This is a genomic window from Bacterioplanoides sp. SCSIO 12839, assembly GCF_024397975.1.
Classification (GTDB): Bacteria; Pseudomonadota; Gammaproteobacteria; order Pseudomonadales; family Oceanobacteraceae; genus Bacterioplanoides.
On the sequence record NZ_CP073745.1, the window covers coordinates 2,307,117 to 2,329,174 of the forward strand.

Sequence of the window (22,058 nt, forward strand, 5' to 3'; positions counted from 1 at the left end):
CCTCCGGAGTATAAGCGATGAAGACGCTCTTAAGATATGGAATCAAGGCCCTCCTGTCTTACTTCAGCCTGATATTTATCACCGTTATTCTACAGGCCTGTAGTGACAGCAGCTCAAGCAATAACGTGACCGATATGACGGTTAGCGATCCGGTAACAGACAATGATGATAATTCAGCGCCCGACCCTTCCCTATCGCTAACAGCACAGGTTCTGAGTGGAAATCTCTCAGGTGTTGCCTACCGCTCAGTTGGTAATACTAACGAACAAACTGTCGAAGGTACGATTCAAACAGACGACAATGGTGTGATTCCTGTTTTTGTGCCGGGTACCACCGAGCTTTCCATTGGTGATGTGTTGTTAGCCAGTCTGACCTTTAGCGAAAATTTCACCAATCGACCAACCGTTAATGTATCGTCACCTGATGCCAGCGCCTCAGCAGCCAATGAAAATTCAGCTGTTATTATTACGTTGAATGATCTGGTAATGGATGCTGTTGATCCGGATGCTGCCGCAACCAACCTGGTGGCGTTATTATTTTTGTTGGATGACGACAGCAACCTAAACAATGGCATCGCTATTACCGCAGAAACCGCCGCAGCATTGGTTGATACTAACATTGCGGCCAATGGCGTTGATTTTGACCAGCCATTAAGCGATTTCTTAACCAGCAGCACGATCACCGAGTTACTGGCGGCGGCCAATATCAGCGATATTCCTGACGCAGACACGTTAGCGACTATTGTGGAAACATCCGTCACAACCGGCTTTGGCTCACAATCTTTCTCATTGATCACCTCACCCACAGGTGAGCTGTTACTAGACAGCACCAGCCTGACCGTGACTGGCAAGGTTAATGACATCAGCGGCACCATCAGCAACGGCGTACAACTGACACAAACAGCCGATGGCTCCGCCGTTACCATTATCTATACCCTTGATGCTGAAGACATTGCTGATGATGGCAGTTGGTCAATCGAAGTCAGCAACCTGGTATCACTTAGCACCAATACTCTGAGCGCTGAATACACCGACAGCCAGGGTGACACCGTTTCTGGCACCGGCAGTGTGAATGTTTTGCCAGTGCCAGCAGAGTTAAACAACCCCCTATCCATCGCGCTCGACACCAGTACCACACCACCACGGGCACTGCTGGTTGAATCGGCGTCTGACAGACAGATTATTGCAGTGGATTTAAGCAATGGCAGCCGCAGCATTTTAACTGATGGTGCCAACCCTGCCAGTGGCCCGGAGTTTAGTGCTCCTGAATCCATTACGTTAGACACCAGCACCACTACACCCCGGGCATTGTTGATTGATACCGTGCTAGATGCTGTTATTGCCATTGATCTGAGCAACGGCAACCGCACCATATTATCCAATGCCGATGACACCACTAACCAAAACCTGATGGTGGGTAGCGGCCCCGGGCTTGATAACCCGCGCTCCATTACCTTTGATAGCAGCAATCCGGCCAGCCCAAGAGCACTGATCGCGGATGGCGGCTTAAGCGCCCTTGTGGCCGTGGATCTGGCCAGCGGAGACCGCAGCATTATCTCGGATGATAATGATGAAACCAATAACAATGCCGTTGTTGGCACTGGCCCGGGCATCAGCTTCCCATCCTCCATCACTGTCGATAATACGGATGCCGATAACCCACGCGCTCTGATCGCAGATTTAGACCTGAATGCAATCATCGCCATCGACTTAACCAGCGGCAATCGCAGTGTCTTATCAGACGCGGTGGATAGCACCAATCAGGATTTGATGGTCGGTTCCGGCGTTGGCTTTGAACGGATCCAGTCGATCACTCTGGACAACAGTAACCCGTCGAGTCCAAGAGCATTGGTGGTCGATTCAACCCTGGAAGCCGTCATTGCCGTTGATCTGGACACTGGTAATCGCACTGTATTGTCTGACGAGGTAGATAGCAGTAATAACGACGCTCAAGTTGGCACTGGGGTTGGGTTTGCAGGCCTGCAGTCCATCACGCTCGACACCAGTGACGCTGAAAACCCACGAGCACTGGCTTTGGATGGTGTATTGGGCGGCGTTGTTGCGGTTGATCTGAACAACGGCGATCGTACTCTGCTGGGGGTCAATGCCGGCAGCGGTGTTTTGTTTACAACACCGCAGTCCATTGCCTTAGACACCAGTAACCCGGCCAACCCCAGAGCTGTGGTAGTGGATTCCGTTGCTAATGCCATTTATGCCGTTAATCTGAACACGGGTGAGCGCAGTGTGTTATCGGACGATGACTTAGATGGCTTTGGCATTAATTCAGGCGGCCTTTCTGTCGGCAACGGCCCGGCCTTTAACAACTTGAATTCCATTTTGCTGGATAACAGCGATCCGGATAACCCTCGGTTACTGGTGGTAGATTCCGGTCTACATGCGGTTATTGCCGTGGATGTAGACAGCGGAGACCGCACCATCATCTCCGACGACGATGACACAAACAACAATAATGCTCAGGTCGGCACAGGCCCAGGATTAGACTTTCCCACCTCCATCGCCCTCGACAGCAGTGACCCGGCCAATCCCAGATTATTTATTACCGATGCAGACCTTGATGCCGTGGTCAGTGTTGACCTGAATACCGGCGACCGCACCGTACTCTCCGATGACGATGATGAATCCAATGGCAATGCCGAAGTGGGCACCGGTATTGGCTTCCGCTCACCACAATCCATCACGTTGGATAACCGTGATCCGGATAATCTGGCATTACTGGTAGTGGATTCCAGCCTGGATGCCGTTATTGCCGTAGACGTCGCCAGCGGCAACCGTACGGTACTCTCGGATGATGAAGACACAAGCAATGGCAATGCCGAAGTTGGCAGCGGTGCTGAGTTCAGCTCACCACAATCCATTATTCTGGATAACCGCGACCCGGACAATATTCGTGCACTGGTAACGGACACGAGCCTGCGCGCCATTATTGCGGTTGATTTAAACACTGGTAATCGTACGGTACTGTCGGATGATAGCGATGCGTTTAATAACAACGCCATGGTTGGCAATGGCCTTGGCTTTTTGATTCCGGCCTCTCTCACATTGGATACTAGCGCCATCGAACCAAGGCTGCTGGTGATTGACCCGAACCATGATGCGGTATTTGCCGTTAACCCAGAGACGGGAGATCGATTGATTCTGTCGGGGGCGCTTTAACGAACATGCTCAACGCAATGCTGTTCATTTAAGTGTCTAGCTCCCACGCAGAGCGTGGGAGCTAGACTATGAAAACCCGCTCATAAAAAACCCCGCTCAATGGGCGGGGTCAGATATAACAAGGAAAAAGCAGCACTATTCCAGTGGTGGCATACCCAGCTTCTCACGCATTAAACGCTGGGTTTCTTTCGCCATGGCTTCTGGTGCAAATTTCGATAAGAAGCCATTACAACCCACTTTTTCCACCATGGCCTTATTAAAGTTACCCGACAATGAGGTATGCAAAATAATAAAGGTGTCTTTTAATTCCGGATCACGACGGATTTCAGTGGTCAGCATATAACCATCCATCTCCGGCATTTCGGCATCGGTGATGATCATCACCAATTCTTCATTGATATTCCGTCCTTCTTCTTTCCAATGCGCTAATAACTGATACGCTTCCAGGCCGTTATTCGCCTGCACAATATTCAGTCCCATTGGCTCCAGCACACTGCGCATTTGTTGCAGCGCCACTGCCGAATCATCAACGATCAGAATGTCCTTACCTTTAATACGCTCCAGCAATTCCTGGTCATACACATCCGACGATAATTGCGTGTTGTACGGCGCAATTTCAGCCAGGACTTTTTCCACGTCGATAATTTCAACAATACGATCTTCAATGCGGGTAATGGCCGTCAGATAATGCTGGCGTCCGGCACCACCCGGTGGCGGCAGGATATCGCTCCAGTTCATATTCACAATACGGTCGACACCACCCACCAGAAACGCCTGCACGGTCATATTGTATTCCGTCACAATAATGGTGGCTTCTTCATCCGGGGTACGCAGAGGCCCCATCTGAATCGCATTACGCAAGTCCACCACCGGCACCGTCTGTCCGCGCAGGTGTGTAACACCACGCACCACCGGATGGCGATCCGGAATTTCCGTCAGAGGTGGCAAACGCATCACCTCCTGAACTTTAAAGACATTGATGGCGAACTGTTGTGTACCACCTAAATGAAACAACAATAATTCCAGACGATTTTGCCCAACCAATTTGGTTCTGGCATCAACGGCACTGAGAACACCGCTCATACGACACTCCGAAAAACTAATCTTTTACAAAGTGTAGACAAGGTCTGTGAAAACGCACCGAAATTGCGTCTACACTCAATGCATTGGCCAAAGGAATAACAATATGTCTGAGACCGAGCTGCCGTTGCTGGCACGACAACCCATCCTTGATCACAATCTGCAGATCATTGGTTATGAGTTATTATGCCGGCCATTGCCAAGAGATGATCAGCAGTGGCAGGAAGAGAATGGAGATTTTGCCACCAGCGAAGTGGTCATTGGCGCTTATCAGGAGCTGGGGTTTGAAAAAGTCACCGGTGGCTTGCCCGCGTTTATTAACTTCACCCGCAACTGGTTATTTAAGCCCCCCATGGTCTCAGCCAATATTCTGGTGGCCGAGATACTCGAATATATTCACGCCGATGAAGAAACCATTCGCGCCATCGAAAAACTCAGGCGCCTGAAATACCAGGTCGCACTCGACGACTTTATCGGAGAACCTCATCAGGTTGAATTATTACCCTATGTCGATATCGTTAAAGTCGATTTGATGCACTTAAATCAACCCGGTGATCTGGCAGAGTTAATTCAGCAACATCAGCGCCCAGGGCTGACCTGGCTGGCAGAAAAAGTAGAAACCCCCGAAGAATATGAAATATGCCGGGAGGCAGGCTGCACGCTATTCCAGGGCTACTTTTTTGCCAAACCCATGCCGATGTACGGCAAACGCATCCCGGATAACAAACTCACTGTATTGCAGCTTCTGACCACGCTCAGTAACCCGGATGTCGAAATTGAAGACATTACCCAACTGCTACAAACCGAGCCACAACTCAGCTTCCGCTTGTTACAACTAATCAACTCCGCAGCGACCGGCATCCGCCATGAAGTGACCTCTATTTCTCAGGCAATCATGCTGGCTGGCATCAATCGGATTAAAACCTGGGCCAATGTATTAGCGCTGGGTAAACTCAGTGACAAGCCTGCGGCACTCAGGGAACAAGCAGTGATTCGCGGTTTAATGATGCAACACCTGGCACAACAGCAAATAGAGCAAGCAAACTCTGAGTCACCACTCGATATCAATACAGCGTTCACACTGGGGTTATTTTCGGTTCTTGATGCGTTTATGGATTTGCCCATGCAGGAAGTCTGCGAACGATTAAAGCTGCCTGAGGAGCTCTCTCAGGCATTATTGCACCAGCAAGGACGATACGGTGAATTACTGAAACTGACGATTGGTAATGAACAAGCCGATTGGAAGAATCAGGACTGGCGCAAACATTTAACCTCAGGGCTAAGCCCTGAGGTCGTTGTTAGCGCTTTTCAAAAAGCCATTCAGGACTCTCGTGAATTATTAAAAGAGCCTTGAACAATGAACAACCGATTTCAAGCGGTTATCTTATTTTGGGTAGCCGGTGATTTCGCGAATCGATTGATACAGCGGCTTCATGCGCTTATACATCTTTTGATACACCTCTCGATACAAACGCTCATATAAACGAACGGTTGGGAAATGAGGCTCAAACACATCACCTTTATGCGTCATTTTTTCAATCGCGGTGCGGTAATCCGGGTAAATACCTAATCCCACTGCGCAATTGATCGCAGCCCCCAGCCCAGATGCTTCATAGGTATGTGGCCGCTCCGCTGGCATGCCAAAAATATCAGCGGTTAATTGCATCGCTGCATCACTCTGAGAACCGCCGCCAGACACTCTCAAACGGGTAATAGGCACACGACTGCGTTTTTCAATCTGCTCTTTACCCTGGCGTAATTCATACGCTAAACCTTCCAGAATAGCGCGATAAATATGAGCCCGTTTATGAACATCACCAAAACCAATCAATGAACCTTTGCCTTCAGGTCCCGGCTGACGAACACCCGGAGACCAGTAGGGTTGCATCATTAACCCCATCGAACCGGCAGGCACCTGATTTAATAACTCATCAAACAATTGTTCCGCTTCAAGGCCCATTTCCTGAGCTTTGCGCTGTTCATAATGAGCAAATTCTTCTTTAAACCAGCTCACCATCCAGAAGCCGCGATACACCATCATTTCCGTGTTGTAGTGCCCGGGAATCGCCGCCGTATAAGGCGGAATAAACGGAATGGTTTCAATATATTTAGGTGTGGTGGTGTTAATGGTCGCGGTGGTACCGTAACTCAAACAACCGATATGAGGATCCGAACCACCAGCTCCCAAAACCTCACAAGCTTTATCGGATGCCGCCGCTATCATCGGCAACCCAACCGGTAAACCCGTGACCTCTGCGGCTTGTGGAGTAATATGACCTAATAATTCGCCCGGCTTAACCAGCTCCGGCATCATGCTGCGGGTGCAGGAAATGAACTTCCATTTTAAATCCGACTTTTTCGCCCAGTCCTGGCGTTTGTAGTCGTAAGGTAAATAACCAACAATTGAGCCCGCTGAATCTTTTAATTCACCGGTTAACTGGTAGGTTAAATACGCTGACAAATTAACGTAATGCCTGGTTTTTGCCCAGACATCCGGTTCATTCTGAGCCAGCCAGTTGCAACGTGCCTTCGAGCGCATTTCATTAATGAGATTGCTCAGTCCCAGCATTTTAATAACAAAACCCAGCGGACCACGCAGTGGTTCCTCCGGCTCTGCTTTACGCTGATCCATCCAGACGATTGCACGGCGTAGAGGCTGTTTATTTTCATCCAGATTAATCATGGTATAACGCTGGGTTGTCAGCGCCACACCGCGAACCTGATCCGGGGTAATTTTCCCGGTCGCCCACAAACCATCAAACGCTTTCGCCAGTGATTGCCAGTAATATTCCGGTTGTTGCTCAGCCCAGCCCGGGTGATCCGAAATATACGCCTCCAGGTTCACTTTGCTCTTAGCAACTTCATTACCCTGGTCATCAAATGCCAGGACCCGCACGCTTTGCGTACCGTTATCAATGGATAATAAATAGGGTTGCTCGTTCACACGTTGTTCCTGCGTTGTCATTATTATTCGATGGTGATCAATCAGGCCGGAATACTGTAATGTTTATTCCAGATTGCCTGATAACGCGCTTTTTCTTCAGCCCACTGCTGTTCGGTCCAGCCCAGTTCTTCAGCACAAATGGCCCGAATTCTATCTTCGTAAATCAAGCCACCCTGCTCAATTAATAAACCCAGGCGGGTCCGGCGTAACAATAAGTCATCCAGATGAATCACCGCTTCATTGGCAGCCGCCCAGCGTAATTCAGCCCAAACCGCACGTGCTCCGGGAATCACTTCCAGTTCACCATCGCGCGCCAGAGACAACAAATCATCAACGTCCATACCGTAATGGCCGGTCAAACGCTTCTGAATATAGTCGGGCAATGTTAACAGTTGTGTACTGGTTGGATTGTATGATGTGAATATCTGCGCAGAAAACTCGCCATCGGTGAAGTTTTTCAGATATTTTTTTGTCGCATTTAATACGTCCAGCGCAATCAACCGGAAAGTCGTTAATTTGCCCCCGGAAACAGAAACCAGACCATTATCATCCCACACACTGTGGTCGCGTTTTTCTTTCGACGGATTCAGTGCACCAGAAGAAACCAGTGGCCGAACGCCTGCCCAGGACGAAATGATATCCCCTTCCTGAACATCCGCTTTCGGAAACTGATGACGTGCAACTTTTAATAAATATTCCAGTTCATCCCGGGTCATACTGGCTTCAGTATTATCAATACCTTCGTTATCCAAGTCGGTAGTACCAACGACTGTGCGCCCTTCCCAGGGGAAAATAAAAATCGGACGTTTATCGTCCGGGTGCATCGCCGTGTACGACTGAGATACCGGTAAACGCCAATAAGGAAGAACAATATGACTGCCACGTGCCGGGCGAATTTTTTTCTCACTGGTCACTTCACTGCGTAATTCATCCGCCCAGGCACCGGTGGCGTTGATTACAGCATCCGATTTTACGGAGTAAGTTTTACCCGTTAAGGCGTCTTCCAGCACAGCACCAATAACACGATCACCGTCTTTAATCAGACTTTTAACACCAACATAATTAATTACGTCAGCGCCGTCTTTTTGTGCTTCGCGCAATACCCGAACCACCAGACGAGAATCATCGGTTACCGCATCCGCAAACTGGGTGCCGCCAATCAGATTTTCTTCGTTAATATTTGGACTGAGAAAACCCACTTTATCGTTTTCAAAAAATCGGCGATAACGGCGTCCGGCAAAAAAATCATAAATACGCAACAAGGTATTAAACACGAAGGGACCAGGGAAACCGCCCTTATAGTGCGCCATCATATACGCCATTTGATCCACAAGACCTGGGGCTTCCTGCATCAGACGTTCACGCTCCTGAACCGAATGCATAGTGGTTTTGACATCACCGGCGGCGATATAACGTAAACCACCATGAACCATTTTTGATGAGCGACTGGACGTTCCCCAGGCAAAGTCCTGGCGCTCCAGCAGTAATGCTTTTAAACCGCGACGCGCGGCTTCACGGGCAATACCGGCACCGGTAATACCACCGCCGGCAATGATCACATCCCAATGTTCGTTTTCATTTTCCAGACGAGATAATAATGTGTCCCGATTACCTGCTTGCCATGCTTGTTGCCACATGCTGAAAATTCCTGAATTAACCCTACCGCTATCGATACGAATAAGGTCTGTCGTTGACAATGTCTGAGAGGTTACCCGGCACTGGCCAATACGCCAGTGCCGGGTAAAAAGTGCGGTGTTCATGCCATTCGTCTGTGCGAATTTTTCAGCGGCATGTTCCGACACTTCGACGAGGTGAGAACCCAGCCATTCGTTAAATTAACTTATTTGTACGATTTTCCTTGCTGCAGCAAAGTACCTGGATTAAGACGCTGATCCGGATCAAAATCTTCGGTCAGTGTCTGCAATACCCGCATGCCCAGCTTACCTTTTTCTGCTTCCAGATAAGGGGCGTGATCTTTACCCACACCGTGCTGGTGAGAAATGGTTGCACGATGCCCGGCAATAACCTCAGAGGCAGCACCTTTTAACTTCTGCCAGCGCTTAAATGTCTGCTCATAGCTATCAGCACAACGGAAGAAATACGTGGTGTAAATACTGCAGCCCTGACTGTAGAGGTGAGACAGGTGTGTGAACACCATAACGTCTTCATTCTCGTCTTTTAACGCAGTCTCCAGCGAGGTTTCAATATCGTTCAATAATTGATCGACATTATCCCAGTCGGTTGAGGTTTCCAGCGTATCAATGGCGATACCTTCTTCCCAGGTAGTCTCACGCAGGTATGGGAACTTAAACCGACCTTCAGCCCAGATCGAACCCATCATGTTAGCGATCACACCACCAACACCACCGTGAGACTTCAGCACCTTACGGATTTGTTTTAACGAGGTTTTGTTCTGGAACTTACTACCCGTCACACCAAAGGTCAGCATCACACGGTTATCGTCCAGGCCACGGAAGCGCAGGAAACGATCCAGCGCTTTAAACTGAGATTCTTTTGTGCCCAGATGTGCATGCGCTTTGGACTCTTTAGCGTTAGACACGCGCATCATCGACATAGGAACACGCTGCTGCACCAGTTCGCGTACCGCTGTTTTGGCCGCTTGCCAGTTCGGCATAAAATACACGAAGAATTTTTCTTCATCGGCGATGCGGCTGACACGTACCTTCACTTCGGTGAAGATCCCCATGCGTCCTTCTGTGCCCATCGTCACTTCACGCATGTCCGGGCCAGCGGAAGATGCCGGAATCGTCGGAATATCCATTGAACCGTGTAAGGTTTCCATACGACCACCGGCAAACATTTGCTCAATGCGACCGTAACGCAAGGATTGCTGTCCTGAAGAGCGAGAAGCAATCCAGCCACCAATGGTTGCCAGCTCCCAGGATTGTGGGTAATGACCCAGAGTATAACCACGAGCACGCAGCTGTGACTCCACCAATGGGCCAGGTGTACCGGCACCAAAAGTAGCAATCTGACTTTCTTCGTTCAGATCCATCAACTGGTTCATACGACCCATATCAATGGTCAGAATAGCGCGCTGGCTTTCCTGCGGAGTAATGTGACCCGCAACTGAAGTACCACCCCCATAAGGAATCACTTCAAAATCATTCTGAACGGCAAAATCAAGCAGCTCGCGTACCTGAGCACTGGTTTCCGGATAGGCGACACCGTCAGGGAAAAACCCAAATTCGCCACTGTGCATTGCCAGCCAATCCGGAAAACTTTGACCACGAGCATGACGAACGCGATCTTCCGCCGCCGTCACAATCAGTGGATGTTGTGGTAAACGTGAAGCAGGAACCTTGGCCATTACCTGATCCAGCGTGGCTGAAGGCAGGGGTTGCGGTTTACCGATAATTGAGTGGATCAGATCACGTCCGTGAGCCGACACTTCTTTTGTGTAATTTTCATCACCCCAGCCATTCCAACGACGACCCATACCTTCACCTTTTATTCTTGTTACCGACTGATTGCCCGAATTGTGGCAATCGTGGAGATTTTGTTCTTTATCAACAGGCCGTTTTTTAACAACCTGTTAGACCCGGACACGAGACAGGGTTACACTGTCAGCCGTGAAAAATAAGCGTCAGAGTCCTTCATAGTGCGCCCACTATAAAGCGTTTATCCGGACAATCACTGACCCAACGGGACAACACAGTAGTAAATTGAGCCAGAGTAGTAAATTCAGCCAGTCGATGATTGATCAGGACTCTTTGGGCACGGCCTCAGCCAATGCCATTCGCCAATACTTACGCGCCGCGCAGGATTACAACATCCAGGCGGAGGATGCACTGAATGCCGTCGGTATGCCACTGGGGCTGATCGATAACTCAGTCGCACGGGTGAATGGCCGCGACTTTCAAAGCCTGATTCATTGGTTGATCGAGCAAACGCAAGATCCGCTATTCGGGCTGAAAAGTGCGCGCTATGTGCAGCCCGGCTCTTACAGCCTGGTCGGTTATATGGCCATGAATTCCCGCAGTGCCCGCGAAGCACTGCACCTAACACCCGAATACGAAGCCATTGTCGGTGATATGGGAATCACCAAAATTGAAAAATACGGTCCGCATCTGGCCATGCGCTGGGTGTGTCAGTACGACGATCTTCTGGTTCGTCCTCACATGATCGATAACGTGCTCGGCTCCTGGTTGCTGTTTGCCCGCTGGCTGGCGGATATGGATGAAGGCAAACCGGAAAAGGTTCTGTTTGAACGCCCAAAACCCGATGCCAGCTTACTGCCCGCTTACGAAGAAATTTTTGGCTGCCCGCTGGAATTTAACGCCGATAGAAGCGCCCTGATTTTTCCGGAAGAGCTGCTGGATACCCCACTGCGTCAGCCCGACCCAATATTACTCACGACGCTTGAACAACAAGCCAGTGCCGTCATGTCTGAAATTCAGGAGCGCCATCCGATTGTGATGCAAACCCGCACGTTATTGCGCACACTGATGGATGAAGGCTTACCACGACGGGAAAAAGTAGCGGAACATTTAGGGATTACCGAGCGAACGCTGCAACGACGCCTGCAAGACGCCGGCACCGGCTACCAGCAACTGCTGGATGATTTACGCCAGGAAACAGCCATCGATTGGTTAACTACCACCGACCTTGCGATTAACGATATTGCGCTGAAACTGGGCTTCAGCGAAGCCCGCTCCTTTCACCGCCGCTTTAAAACCTGGACCGGTATCACACCAGGAGAATATCGTCAGCAGCACAGCAGCTGACTTTTACCCTAATGCAATGGCCTGACGAATCAGGTTTTGTTTGGAAAAATTACCACCGGTTATTTTCGCTAACACGCCCTCTTTGCCTACCAGACTGAGCATGATTTCAGCTTCCGTACTACCTTGCCGATGTAAGCTTGCTGCCTGCTGACACAGCTTTATCAGGTTATTGTATTTATCCTGCAGCGCCTGTTTGCCCTTTTCGACAATGCCGTTATGCGGACAGAATAACACCTCAAAATCCAGTGCCAGCAGTGTTTCCAGACTGGTGATTAACTGCGCTAAATTTTCGTCTGCTCGCAACATTTTCAGCGAACGGGAAATATACATATCACCGCTGAACAAATATTTTTGCTGCGGGAAAAATAAGCAGGTCAGGTCTTTTGCATGCCCGGGAGTATGGACGGCGATGATTTCCGTACCGTCATCCAGCCGCATTGATTCTGGCAATGGCTGAGTCCGTGCCGGAATCAAACGCCCCCAGATCAGTTGTTGTAACCAGGGTGTGCGGTAACCCGTTGCGATTTTTTGTTGTCCTAACTCAGGGGCATACGGCAACAGGTTTTTCATCTCAGCAATACGGCTGGCATTCCCGGCATGATCCTCATGATGATGAGTAATCAACAAACGCTGAATATCAACGTCGCCCAGCTCCTTACGGATAAAACGCCATTGATTGCTTGGGCCACAGTCAATCAGGGTGTCTCCCACCCGATAAACAATAAAGGTGGTATTAATGCCTGCGTTGAAGCGCCCAACCCGGAACCCTTCAACCGTATGAGCGCCATTGTCGTAGCAATAGTGTTTTAAAACTGCCATAAGAATCACATCATCGTTGACCGGCTGAGCAGTATGCACGGCACTGTGAAACGGGCAATGGCCGAATCGCCAGCCATGAATGACAGATATGACCACAACAATAATCCGCTATCAGTAATATCCGCTCTCTCTTTTGGCAGCCTTCGGACAAGAAGCAGTCGAGTTACGAGCCACAAATCGCTATAATCCGCGCCCTTTTGCATAAACACCCGAGACCTACCATGCCCTCTCCTGCTTCCTCCTTCGCTGATTTAGGCTTATCCGCCGACATTCTTAAAGCCATTGAGGAGCAAGGATACACCCAGCCGTCTCCAATTCAGGCGCAAGCAATCCCAGCGGTATTAACGGGTCAGGATGTCATGGCAGCCGCTCAAACCGGCACCGGTAAAACCGCAGGCTTTACCCTGCCCATTCTGGAAAAGCTCAGCAGTGGCGAGCGGGCACGTCCGAATCAGGTACGTGCTCTGATCATTACGCCAACCCGTGAGCTGGCTGCTCAGGTGGGTGATAACGTACGGGCGTATTCGGAACATTTGCCGCTGACTTCGGCGGTGGTGTTTGGTGGTGTCAAAATTAACCCACAAATGATGCGAATGCGTCGTGGGGCTGATGTTCTGGTTGCCACCCCGGGCCGGCTGCTGGATTTATATCAGCAAAATGCCGTGCGCTTTAAACAACTGGAAGTGCTGGTACTGGACGAAGCTGATCGCATGCTCGACATGGGCTTTATTCACGACATTAAAAAGATTCTGAATATTCTGCCGAAAGAGCGTCAGAACCTGCTGTTTTCGGCCACTTTTTCTGACGACATCAAAGACTTGGCGAAACGTCTGACCAACAACCCGATCGAAATTTCAGTGACACCAGCCAACAGCACCGCTAAAAAAGTTGAGCAGGTTATTCACCCGGTAGATAAAAAACAAAAGCCACGTTTGCTGAAATATTTAATTAAAGAAAATAACTGGCAGCAGGTATTGGTATTCTGCAAAACCAAACACGGCGCCAATCGCCTGACCCGCTATCTGGAAGAAAATAATATTTCAGCCGCAGCCATTCATGGCAATAAAAGTCAGGGCGCACGTACCCGGGCATTGGCAGAATTTAAATCGGGTGATATCAGTGCTTTAATCGCCACCGATATTGCAGCTCGGGGCATTGATATTGATCAGCTGCCTCAGGTGGTGAACTTTGATTTGCCCAACGTGGCCGAAGATTATGTTCACCGTATTGGCCGTACCGGTCGTGCGGGAGCCAGCGGTCATGCAGTGTCTCTGGTCGCAGCGGATGAAGTCAAAGAATTATCTCAGGTTGAAAATCTGATCGGCAAATTACTGGAACGCGATTATATTCCGGGCTTTGAGCCAGTACACGAAGTGCCGGTTACTACTTTACGCGCCAAACCGAAAAAGCCTAAAAAGCCCAAGAAACCGAAAACGTTTTCTGAACATAAAGATGGCCAGAGAAGTGGTGAAAAGAAACATCACGCTCAGGCTAAAAATGGCAGATCAGGAAATAAACCGACCGGCAATAAATCATCGACTAATAAAACGTCGGGTAATTCAGAGAATAAAAATTCTCCCTGGAAAAAGTCCGGCGCCACCAAACGTAAGGTTGAAGGTGTGGCTAACAAAAATTCCAATAAACCAATACGCAAGCCACAAAAAAGAAAACCGGCCAATTAAGCCGGTTTTCTGCGTAAATATTGTTTGAACGGTTGCCTTTATTTAGCAATAACACCCACCAAATAATCAAACACCCGCTGCGGCGATATTTCCCGATAACAAGGTGGCTGAATATCGCCCGGCTCATTAAGCAAACACTTTTTCGATAAACACGGTGCACAGTGCAGCTCACTTTTCATCACTTCAACCTGCGGGCCTAACACGCCGGTTAGCGATGCATCGGTTGCACCATAAATTGCTACGGAAGGGACTTCTAAGGCAGCAACCACATGCGATAAACCGGTATCGACGCCGACCACCGCCTGAGCATACGCCAGATAGGCATTCAGATCGTTCAGGCCCATTTTAGGCAGCACAGACACCCCATCGATGCCATCCGCAATACGTTCAGCGCGTTGTTTTTCTTCTTCATTACCCCAAGGCAGCATCACTTGTCGGCCAGACTGGGTAACCAGCTCGGCCAGTTGTTTCCAGTAAGCTTCTGGCCAGAGTTTGGTAATCCAGGTGGTGCCATGCAGAAACACCCAATAACCACCTTGCACATCCGGGCGCTGCCAACGGCTGCGATCAACGCCGTACGATAATGAATCGGGCACCTGATACCCCAACACCTGAGCAAACAACTGGCGCACACGAGGAATGGCATGCTGGCCTTTAGCAATAGCCTGGGGAAATTGATAAGCCTTAGCGGCGAGTGGTTCACGACAGGAATGTTTATCCAATCCGTAGCGCGGGCCATTTGCCATGCGGGTAAACAAAGCACTTTTAATCAGCCCCTGAGCATCCAATACAATATCGTATTGCTCAGCCTTTAATTGCTGGCGGAATGCTTTCAGCTGTTGGCGGTTTTCTTTATTGAATAAATTTTTGCGCCAGCGCCGCCAGGCCACCGGAATTACTTTAGTAACGGCCGGGTGCCAGGTCGGAATATCCGCAAATGCCTCTTCCACCAACCAGTGTATTTCCAGTCCGGCAACCTGCTGAAACGCATCCTCAACGGCAGGTAATGTGTGGAAGACATCCCCCAGAGAGGAGGTTTTAACAACTAATACTTTCACAGTGGCTCTCGGTTGCAGAAAAACAGGGGCAATAGTGCAAAACGCGCACTTTACGTGATTTCAGGCCGGATTCAAACTCAACCAGCGCAGCTAACGGCGCTTGACTTTACCCAGCCCAAACGCAACCATCCGCGCTTTGATTCTTCTAATTGTCTGAACTGAGAACCCTCTTGCTGAAATCGTGGAAATTCTGGGCCAGCACAGGCCTGCTAGCTGGCCTGATCTATCTGGTAGAAAGCAGCTTTGGCTGGCTGAATGTGTTGGCGAGCTGGAAAAGCATCGCCCCCCAGACATTGGCGGTTGCGGTTGGCCTGATGCTGGTCAGTTATATGTTGAGAGCCGTACGGTTTTACGACTTCTTCTATCATTATTGCCAGGGACAATTCAGTCTGCTGACGCGCATCACGGTGATCCATAATTTCTTCAATAATCTGTTGCCAATGCGCAGTGGCGAAACCACATTCCCTTTATTGATGAAACAACAATTCGGACTGCCCTATCGCCACAGCGCCCCCGCACTGCTATGGCTGCGCCTGCTCGACTTATACGCATTACTGGTACTGGCCGCGATCTATCTGACCGATCTGCTACCCGTTAGTGACGTGATCCAACTGAGCTTCAGCGCGGCTCTGTTGTTATTGCCTTTGATTGTGTTGCCACTGCAAAACCGTATTGAAGGCTTTTTACAGGCTCATCCCAGCGGCTGGTCCGGTAAAGTTGTCGACCTGATGCACGCTTTACCGAAGTCACCCTGGCCGTTTGTACGGGCATTATTCTGGACGCTGATTAACTGGGCATTGAAACTGGCGGTATATGCCTGGTTACTGCAACAGTTTTTATCATCAACGTCAGACCCGGTGCCTTTTGCGCAGAGCTGGGTCGGAGCGACTACCGGAGAGCTCTCCAGTGTATTGCCGATTAATGGCGTTGCTGGTGCCGGAACCTATGAAGCTGGCATTGTTGCAGGACTGCTCCCCTGGGGAGTCGATAAGAGCAATGCACTGGCGGCTGCCGTAAACCTACACCTGTTTGTATTGGGCAGTACCTTTTTGCTAACGGGTGTTATTGCTTTGCTTACCAGCCGGATTAAGCGCTCTGACAAGCACTGATATCAAGCAACGATGACATTACTTTAGTTTTATCAGCTACGGCTTTTGGGTATCATCCCTGCACTTTTTATGTTTATCCGATTTTCAGAGTGGTATTTATCTTGACTGAGGCCAACAAACCGTCGTTATCCATTGTTATTCCAATGTTTAATGAAATCGACAACGTCACACCGATGGTTGCCCGTGTACATGAAGGCATGGCCGACTATCAGGGGCCATGGGAGCTGTTGGTGGTTGACGATGGCAGTACTGACGGTACACCTCAGGCACTACACAAAGAATCGGAAAACTTTGGCGCTCATGTTCGTATTGTTGAGCTGCGTCGTAACTTCGGCCAAACCGCTGCCATGCAGGCTGGCATCGACGAAGCCCGCGGCGAACTGATCGCTACACTGGACGGTGACTTGCAAAACGACCCGGCTGATATTCCACGTATGGTCGACCACCTGATCGAAAACGACCTGGATCTGTTAACGGGCTGGCGCAAAAACCGCAAAGACGACTTAGTCTTGCGCAAAATCCCATCCCGTATCGCTAACCGCTTGATTGGCAAAATCACCGGCGTTCGCATTAACGATTACGGCTGCTCACTGAAGATCTACAAATCTTCCGTGATTAAACAAGTCCGTTTATACGGCGAAATGCACCGCTTTATTCCAGCCTGGGTTGCCGCCGTTGTTCCACCAAGCCGTATTGGTGAAATTGTGGTGCAGCACAATGCCCGTGTCGCTGGCGAATCCAAGTACGGAATTTCCCGTACCTTCCGTGTGATTCTTGACCTGTTATCGGTTTATTTCTTTATGCGCTACCGCGCCCGCCCTGGCCATTTCTTTGGTTCCATCGGCCTGGCACTGGGTTCTGTTGGTGGCGTGCTGTTAGCTTACCTGGGTTTCCTAAAGATTTTCCTGGGTGAAGACATTGGCACTCGCCCACTGTTTTTAATCTCAGTGGTGTGTGTGATTGCTGCACTGCAATTCCTGACCACTGGCGTGTTGTCAGAGCTGATTTCCCGTACTTACTTTGAGTCATCACAACGACAGCAGTACGTGATTTACAACCGCAAAGACACTTGCGACAACGACGAAGCCTGTTGGGCAGAAGCCTCTGAGATGAAACAACCAGAAACAGTGGCTTCTTCCGAAACAGCCTCTGCAGAGCCCTCTGTCTCAGAATCATCTACATCAGAAACACAAACGAACAGCTGATTTATGCGCAACCTGTCTGTCCCCTACTGGCTGATTGCCGCCCTGATTGCATTTTTCTTTGTGAATCTGGGCGGTTATTTATTATTCGATCATGACGAGGGGGCATTCAGTGAAGCCACTCGCGGTATGTTTGAGCGCGGTGACTTTATTACCACCTACCTCAATGACCGGGTTCGGTTCGACAAGCCCATTCTGATCTATTGGCTGCAAGCCGCCTCGATCAGTGTCTTTGGCACTGATGTCTGGGCTTTCCGGTTGCCATCCGCTCTGGCCGGATTCGGCTGGTCACTGGCTATTTTCTTTTTTACCCGCCGTTATATTAATCAGCCAACCGCAATTGCTGCCGCATTAATTGCAGCCGCAGCGTTGGGTATTAATATGATTGCCCACGTAGCCACAGCAGACGCTTTATTAAACGTGATTCTGGCCAGCACACTACTGTGCATGTATCACTACAGCGTGACGCCTTCGAATAAATTATTGTTCGTTATCTATGCCTTAATGGCCCTTGGCGTATTAACCAAAGGCCCGGTTGCGGTTGCTATTCCACTCATGGTGTCGGCGATTTTTTTCCTCTGGTCGGGGATGAAAGACGCCTTTATCAAAGCCATCTTTTTTATCCCGGGTTGGGTTTTGTTCCTGCTGATTGCCGCCCCTTGGTACATTCTGGAATACATGGCACAAGGCCAGGCGTTTATTGATGGCTTTATCCTGAAACACAACGTCAATCGCTTTAACAATGCAATGGAAGGCCACGATGGCGGCCCATTGTTTTATATTGTGTTGCTGCCATTTATTCTGGCACCGTTTGGTGCCCTGTTGGTTCGTATTGTGCCCAGCCTGAAAACCGCTCTGGGCAAAAATGGCAACACAAACTCCAACACTGACAGTACGCCCGACTTATTAAATCGTTTTTTGTGGATTTGGTTTTTAGTGGTACTGGTATTATTCAGCATCGCCAGCACTAAGCTGCCCCACTATATTTTGTACGGTGTGACGCCTCTGGTGATTCTGATGGCACGTTATCGCGACTGGTTAAAAAACCGCTGGCTAACGATCATTTTCCCATCGCTGTTTTTTGCCTTGATGGTGGCTTTCCCGCTACTGATTCCAACCATTATTGATGGCCTGACGAATCCGATTGAAATTGCCGCAGCAGAACGCGCCGCTGAATACATCAATCAGGACTTTGCCATCATTGCGGCAGTTGCCTGGTTACTCTCTCTGGCTCTGATGTTATGGAAACGCATCAGCCCCTGGTTCTCTCTGATTCTGGTTGGCGTGGTGCAAACGTTGTTTGTTTGGTTTATTTTTGTTCCAGCCATCAGTGAAGCGCAGCAACGCCCGGTTTGGGATGCCGCTCAGTTTGCCAAACAGCTTGGCGAACCAATCATCACCCAGTCGATTGATATGCCAAGTTTTAATGTGTACTTCGACAAGTGGACCGAGCGTCGTGGTCTGGAGATTGGCGAAGTGGGCTATGCCCGGGAAGATCGCCTGAGAAAGATTCCACACTACGATATCTTATTCCAGTCCGGACCCATCGTGATTGTGCGTCGTATCAGTGAAGAACAAGCGCAGCTCTTGGAAAAGCAAACGCAACTCCAGGAAAAACAAACACAGCTGCCAAAACAAACAGAACAGATCGACAGCAATGACTAACTCTTCCACAGCAAACACGTCATTTATTCTGTCCTGCGCTTGCCTGATGCTGGCAGTAGCGCTGTTTATTTGGATCAATGAGGTCAATCAGCTCTGGTTTATGAACTGGAATACTTCTGGCAGCCAATTGCCGGATGCCATCTGGGCTAATCTGACGCTGGTCGCTGACACTCTGTTTGCGGTTGCCGCACTGCTGATTGCCGCCAGCGTCAGCGCTAAACCAAACGGCCCAAGGTTATTGGGCCAGTCGCTGGTGTTACTGATTCTGGGCGGGTTATTTGTTCATGTTTTTAAACAAGGACTGAATATTCCTCGCCCTCCTTCTGTATTAGCAGAAGGCAGTTATCATCTGATTGGCCCCAAGCTTAAACACGAAAGCTTCCCGTCTGGCCACGCCTTCACTGCACTCAGTTGTTTTGCCCTGCTGGCACTGAATCAAAGCAAGCTTTATCTATCAGCGGTGCTGTTGACGATTGGCGGTTTGGCTGCGTTAAGCCGTGTTATGGTTGCCGCACACTGGCCACTGGATATTTTTGTGGGAGGTGGTTTCGGGATTCTGTTTGCGTGGTTAAGCGTTCAGCTGGAAGGACGGGTAGCGTTTTTCCAGCGCAATGGCTGGCGCTTTTTTGCCTTGATCTTGTTAACTCTGGCCAGTGCCGCACTGGCCTTCCATGATGATCGTTATCCAGATACACAGCTGCTCGGTGTCACCGCCAGCCTGATTGCAGTGATACTGGCGATACGCCACTACTGGCAGCCTCTGATACGCTTTATGAGGCAGCAGCAAAAACCGGAATAGTGTGAGGGTCGTGATTCACGACCCAAACAGATCAAACGCAATACCGCCATCTTCTCCCTGATCCATCCAGCCCTGTGGTTTAGAAAACGTCTGCTCCATTTGTTTCGCCAACGAATCTGGAATTTTACGGCTGGGCTTGTCCTCCAGCATGGCTTGTAACTTATTTTCATCCACACCAAGGCATGCAGCCATGGTGGCGACATCCAGCGCATTTTCCAACATTAATTCCTGAGCACGCTGCCAACGCATACCTTGATCAGACATCACAAATCAAACCTTTTAATCTTTCATTAATAACTCAGGCTCAATAATATTTTTCTTTAAGCCTTTTCAGCCACTGCTATATAGTGGTCAGATTGAAATATTACCTCAACCTTTCGGTAATATGCTGAGAAGAATTTGGAAAACAGGTAGAGAATCGTTATGCGTCGCGTTGTTGTTACTGGTATGGGTATTGTGGGTTGTTTGGGCAATAACAAAGAAGAAGTGCTGGAGTCTTTGAAACAACAGCGCTCCGGCATTTCCTTTCAGCCAGATTATGAAGAAATGGGCTTTCGTAGCCACGTCGCTGGCCGCCCGAACATTGACCTGGCGGAACATATTGATCGTAAACTGAAACGTTTTATGGGCGACTCCGCAGCCTATTCTTACCTGTCGATGAAGCAGGCCATTGAAGATGCCGGTCTGAGCGAAGAGATTGTCAGCAATCCGCGCACCGGTCTGGTGACCGGTTCTGGCGGCGCTTCCTCTTCCGATATTGTTGAATCCGTCGATATTCTGCGTGAAAAGGGCATTCGTAAAGTTGGCCCATACCGGGTAACCCGCACCATGGGTTCAACCACCTCTGCCAACCTGGCAACGCCGTTTTCAATAAAAGGCGTTAACTATTCTATGACGTCCGCCTGTGCCACCAGCGCTCACTGTATTGGCCATGCGATGGAACTGATTCAGTGGGGCAAGCAAGACGTGGTGTTTGCCGGCGGCGGTGAAGAAGAACACTGGAGCCTGACCGCTCAGTTTGATGCCATGGGTGCCCTGTCCAGCAAGTATAACGATACCCCGGAATCGGCTTCCCGTACCTATTGCTCTACCCGTGACGGTTTTGTCATCGCTGGCGGTGGCGGCATGTTGGTGTTGGAAGAGTACGAACACGCCGTGGCTCGTGGTGCGACGATTTACGCCGAATTAACCGGTTATGGCGCAACCTCAGACGGCGCTGATATGGTGGCACCATCCGGTGAAGGCGCCATTCGTTGTATGCAAATGGCATTAGAAATGGCGGGTAACCCAACCATTGATTACCTGAACACCCACGGTACCAGCACACCAGCGGGTGACATTACGGAATTAAAAGCGGTTGGTGAAGCCTTTGGTGAACAACGCCCACCAATCAGCTCAACCAAGTCGCTGACCGGCCACTCTCTGGGTGCTGCAGGCGTTCAGGAAGCCATCTACTCATTACTGATGCTGAAGCACGGCTTTATTACCGGCAGCGCTAATATTGAAGCTCTAGATGAAGGTGCTGATGGCTTTGAAATTGTCACCCAAAACCGCGATGCCGAACTGAGCACCGTGATGTCAAACAGCTTCGGTTTTGGTGGCACCAATGCCACGCTGGTATTCAGTAAAGTGTGATTATTAAAACAGCGTCAAAAGTGACGTGACGCCGTTTTTAATTACTGCAAAAAATGACATACTCGGTGTCTATTCCGAGTATTATAAATCCTCAGGAAATAACCTTTCCTGAGGATCGAAACACCCTGATTTATTCAGTCGTGT

Annotated in this window: 16 protein-coding genes; 9 read left to right on the plus strand and 7 right to left on the minus strand. The window is 49.6% G+C overall.

Annotated features, from left to right (window positions below; translation table 11 throughout):
* Nucleotides 1-134: 134 nt before the first annotated feature.
* Entirely contained in the window at nucleotides 135-3,173 is a 3,039-nt protein-coding gene (locus KFF03_RS10635; protein WP_255856874.1) for a hypothetical protein, read from the plus strand.
* A gap of 135 nt (nucleotides 3,174-3,308) precedes the next feature.
* Here KFF03_RS10635 and KFF03_RS10640 read toward each other — a convergent pair whose 3' ends face one another.
* Nucleotides 3,309-4,256 carry a chemotaxis protein CheV gene (locus tag KFF03_RS10640; protein WP_255856875.1) on the minus strand — a complete coding sequence of 316 codons (948 nt, stop codon included), beginning with the start codon at nucleotides 4,254-4,256 and terminating at the stop codon, nucleotides 3,309-3,311.
* A 103-nt stretch (nucleotides 4,257-4,359) separates the two neighbouring features.
* Between KFF03_RS10640 and KFF03_RS10645 the strand changes: the two genes are divergently transcribed.
* Nucleotides 4,360-5,607 (plus strand): EAL and HDOD domain-containing protein, encoded by a 1,248-nt coding sequence (locus tag KFF03_RS10645; RefSeq protein WP_255856876.1) that lies wholly within the window; start codon nucleotides 4,360-4,362, stop codon nucleotides 5,605-5,607.
* 30 nt (nucleotides 5,608-5,637) lie between these two features.
* Here KFF03_RS10645 and KFF03_RS10650 read toward each other — a convergent pair whose 3' ends face one another.
* From KFF03_RS10650 to KFF03_RS10660, 3 genes are all read right to left on the minus strand, one after another.
* On the minus strand, nucleotides 5,638-7,197 hold the full coding sequence (locus KFF03_RS10650) for an FGGY-family carbohydrate kinase (protein WP_370647405.1): 1,560 nt from the start codon (nucleotides 7,195-7,197) through the stop codon (nucleotides 5,638-5,640).
* A gap of 41 nt (nucleotides 7,198-7,238) precedes the next feature.
* Nucleotides 7,239-8,957 (minus strand): glycerol-3-phosphate dehydrogenase/oxidase, encoded by a 1,719-nt coding sequence (locus KFF03_RS10655; RefSeq protein ID WP_255856878.1) that lies wholly within the window; start codon nucleotides 8,955-8,957, stop codon nucleotides 7,239-7,241.
* A gap of 80 nt (nucleotides 8,958-9,037) precedes the next feature.
* On the minus strand, nucleotides 9,038-10,657 hold the full coding sequence (locus KFF03_RS10660; RefSeq protein ID WP_255856879.1) for an FAD-binding oxidoreductase: 1,620 nt from the start codon (nucleotides 10,655-10,657) through the stop codon (nucleotides 9,038-9,040).
* Between the two features lie 226 nt (nucleotides 10,658-10,883).
* On the opposite strand from KFF03_RS10660, the gene KFF03_RS10665 reads away from it, so the two are divergent.
* On the plus strand, nucleotides 10,884-11,945 hold the full coding sequence (locus KFF03_RS10665) for an AraC family transcriptional regulator (RefSeq protein ID WP_255856880.1): 1,062 nt from the start codon (nucleotides 10,884-10,886) through the stop codon (nucleotides 11,943-11,945).
* A 3-nt stretch (nucleotides 11,946-11,948) separates the two neighbouring features.
* Here the strand turns inward: KFF03_RS10665 and KFF03_RS10670 are convergent, their stop codons facing one another.
* Nucleotides 11,949-12,860 carry an MBL fold metallo-hydrolase gene (locus KFF03_RS10670; RefSeq protein WP_255856882.1) on the minus strand — a complete coding sequence of 304 codons (912 nt, stop codon included), beginning with the start codon at nucleotides 12,858-12,860 and terminating at the stop codon, nucleotides 11,949-11,951.
* A gap of 125 nt (nucleotides 12,861-12,985) precedes the next feature.
* Here KFF03_RS10670 and KFF03_RS10675 point away from each other — a divergent pair, with 125 nt between their 5' ends.
* The gene (locus KFF03_RS10675; protein ID WP_255856884.1) at nucleotides 12,986-14,446 is read left to right on the plus strand and encodes a DEAD/DEAH box helicase; all 1,461 of its coding nucleotides are present in this window, start codon (nucleotides 12,986-12,988) and stop codon (nucleotides 14,444-14,446) included.
* A gap of 38 nt (nucleotides 14,447-14,484) precedes the next feature.
* Here the strand turns inward: KFF03_RS10675 and waaC are convergent, their stop codons facing one another.
* Complete coding sequence (gene waaC / locus KFF03_RS10680; protein ID WP_255856886.1) at nucleotides 14,485-15,504, minus strand: lipopolysaccharide heptosyltransferase I; 1,020 nt, start codon at nucleotides 15,502-15,504, stop codon at nucleotides 14,485-14,487.
* 170 nt (nucleotides 15,505-15,674) lie between these two features.
* On the opposite strand from waaC, the gene KFF03_RS10685 reads away from it, so the two are divergent.
* From KFF03_RS10685 to KFF03_RS10700, 4 genes are all read left to right on the plus strand, one after another.
* Nucleotides 15,675-16,613: a lysylphosphatidylglycerol synthase transmembrane domain-containing protein gene (locus KFF03_RS10685; RefSeq protein ID WP_255856887.1), complete on the plus strand. Its 939-nt coding sequence runs from the start codon at nucleotides 15,675-15,677 to the stop codon at nucleotides 16,611-16,613.
* A gap of 101 nt (nucleotides 16,614-16,714) precedes the next feature.
* Nucleotides 16,715-17,818 (plus strand): glycosyltransferase family 2 protein, encoded by a 1,104-nt coding sequence (locus KFF03_RS10690; protein WP_255856888.1) that lies wholly within the window; start codon nucleotides 16,715-16,717, stop codon nucleotides 17,816-17,818.
* A gap of 3 nt (nucleotides 17,819-17,821) precedes the next feature.
* Nucleotides 17,822-19,480 carry a glycosyltransferase family 39 protein gene (locus KFF03_RS10695; RefSeq protein ID WP_255856889.1) on the plus strand — a complete coding sequence of 553 codons (1,659 nt, stop codon included), beginning with the start codon at nucleotides 17,822-17,824 and terminating at the stop codon, nucleotides 19,478-19,480.
* Nucleotides 19,473-20,279, plus strand: coding sequence for a phosphatase PAP2 family protein (locus tag KFF03_RS10700; RefSeq protein WP_255856890.1), 807 nt, complete (start codon nucleotides 19,473-19,475; stop codon nucleotides 20,277-20,279). The genes KFF03_RS10695 and KFF03_RS10700 overlap by 8 nt, the downstream gene beginning before the upstream one ends.
* Before the next feature lie 15 nt (nucleotides 20,280-20,294).
* Here KFF03_RS10700 and KFF03_RS10705 read toward each other — a convergent pair whose 3' ends face one another.
* Nucleotides 20,295-20,546, minus strand: a complete 252-nt coding sequence (locus tag KFF03_RS10705; RefSeq protein ID WP_255856891.1) for a hypothetical protein — start codon at nucleotides 20,544-20,546, stop codon at nucleotides 20,295-20,297.
* Nucleotides 20,547-20,702: 156 nt separating this feature from the next.
* Between KFF03_RS10705 and fabB the strand changes: the two genes are divergently transcribed.
* Nucleotides 20,703-21,914, plus strand: a complete 1,212-nt coding sequence (gene fabB / locus KFF03_RS10710; RefSeq protein ID WP_255856892.1) for a beta-ketoacyl-ACP synthase I — start codon at nucleotides 20,703-20,705, stop codon at nucleotides 21,912-21,914.
* Nucleotides 21,915-22,058 lie beyond the last annotated feature (144 nt).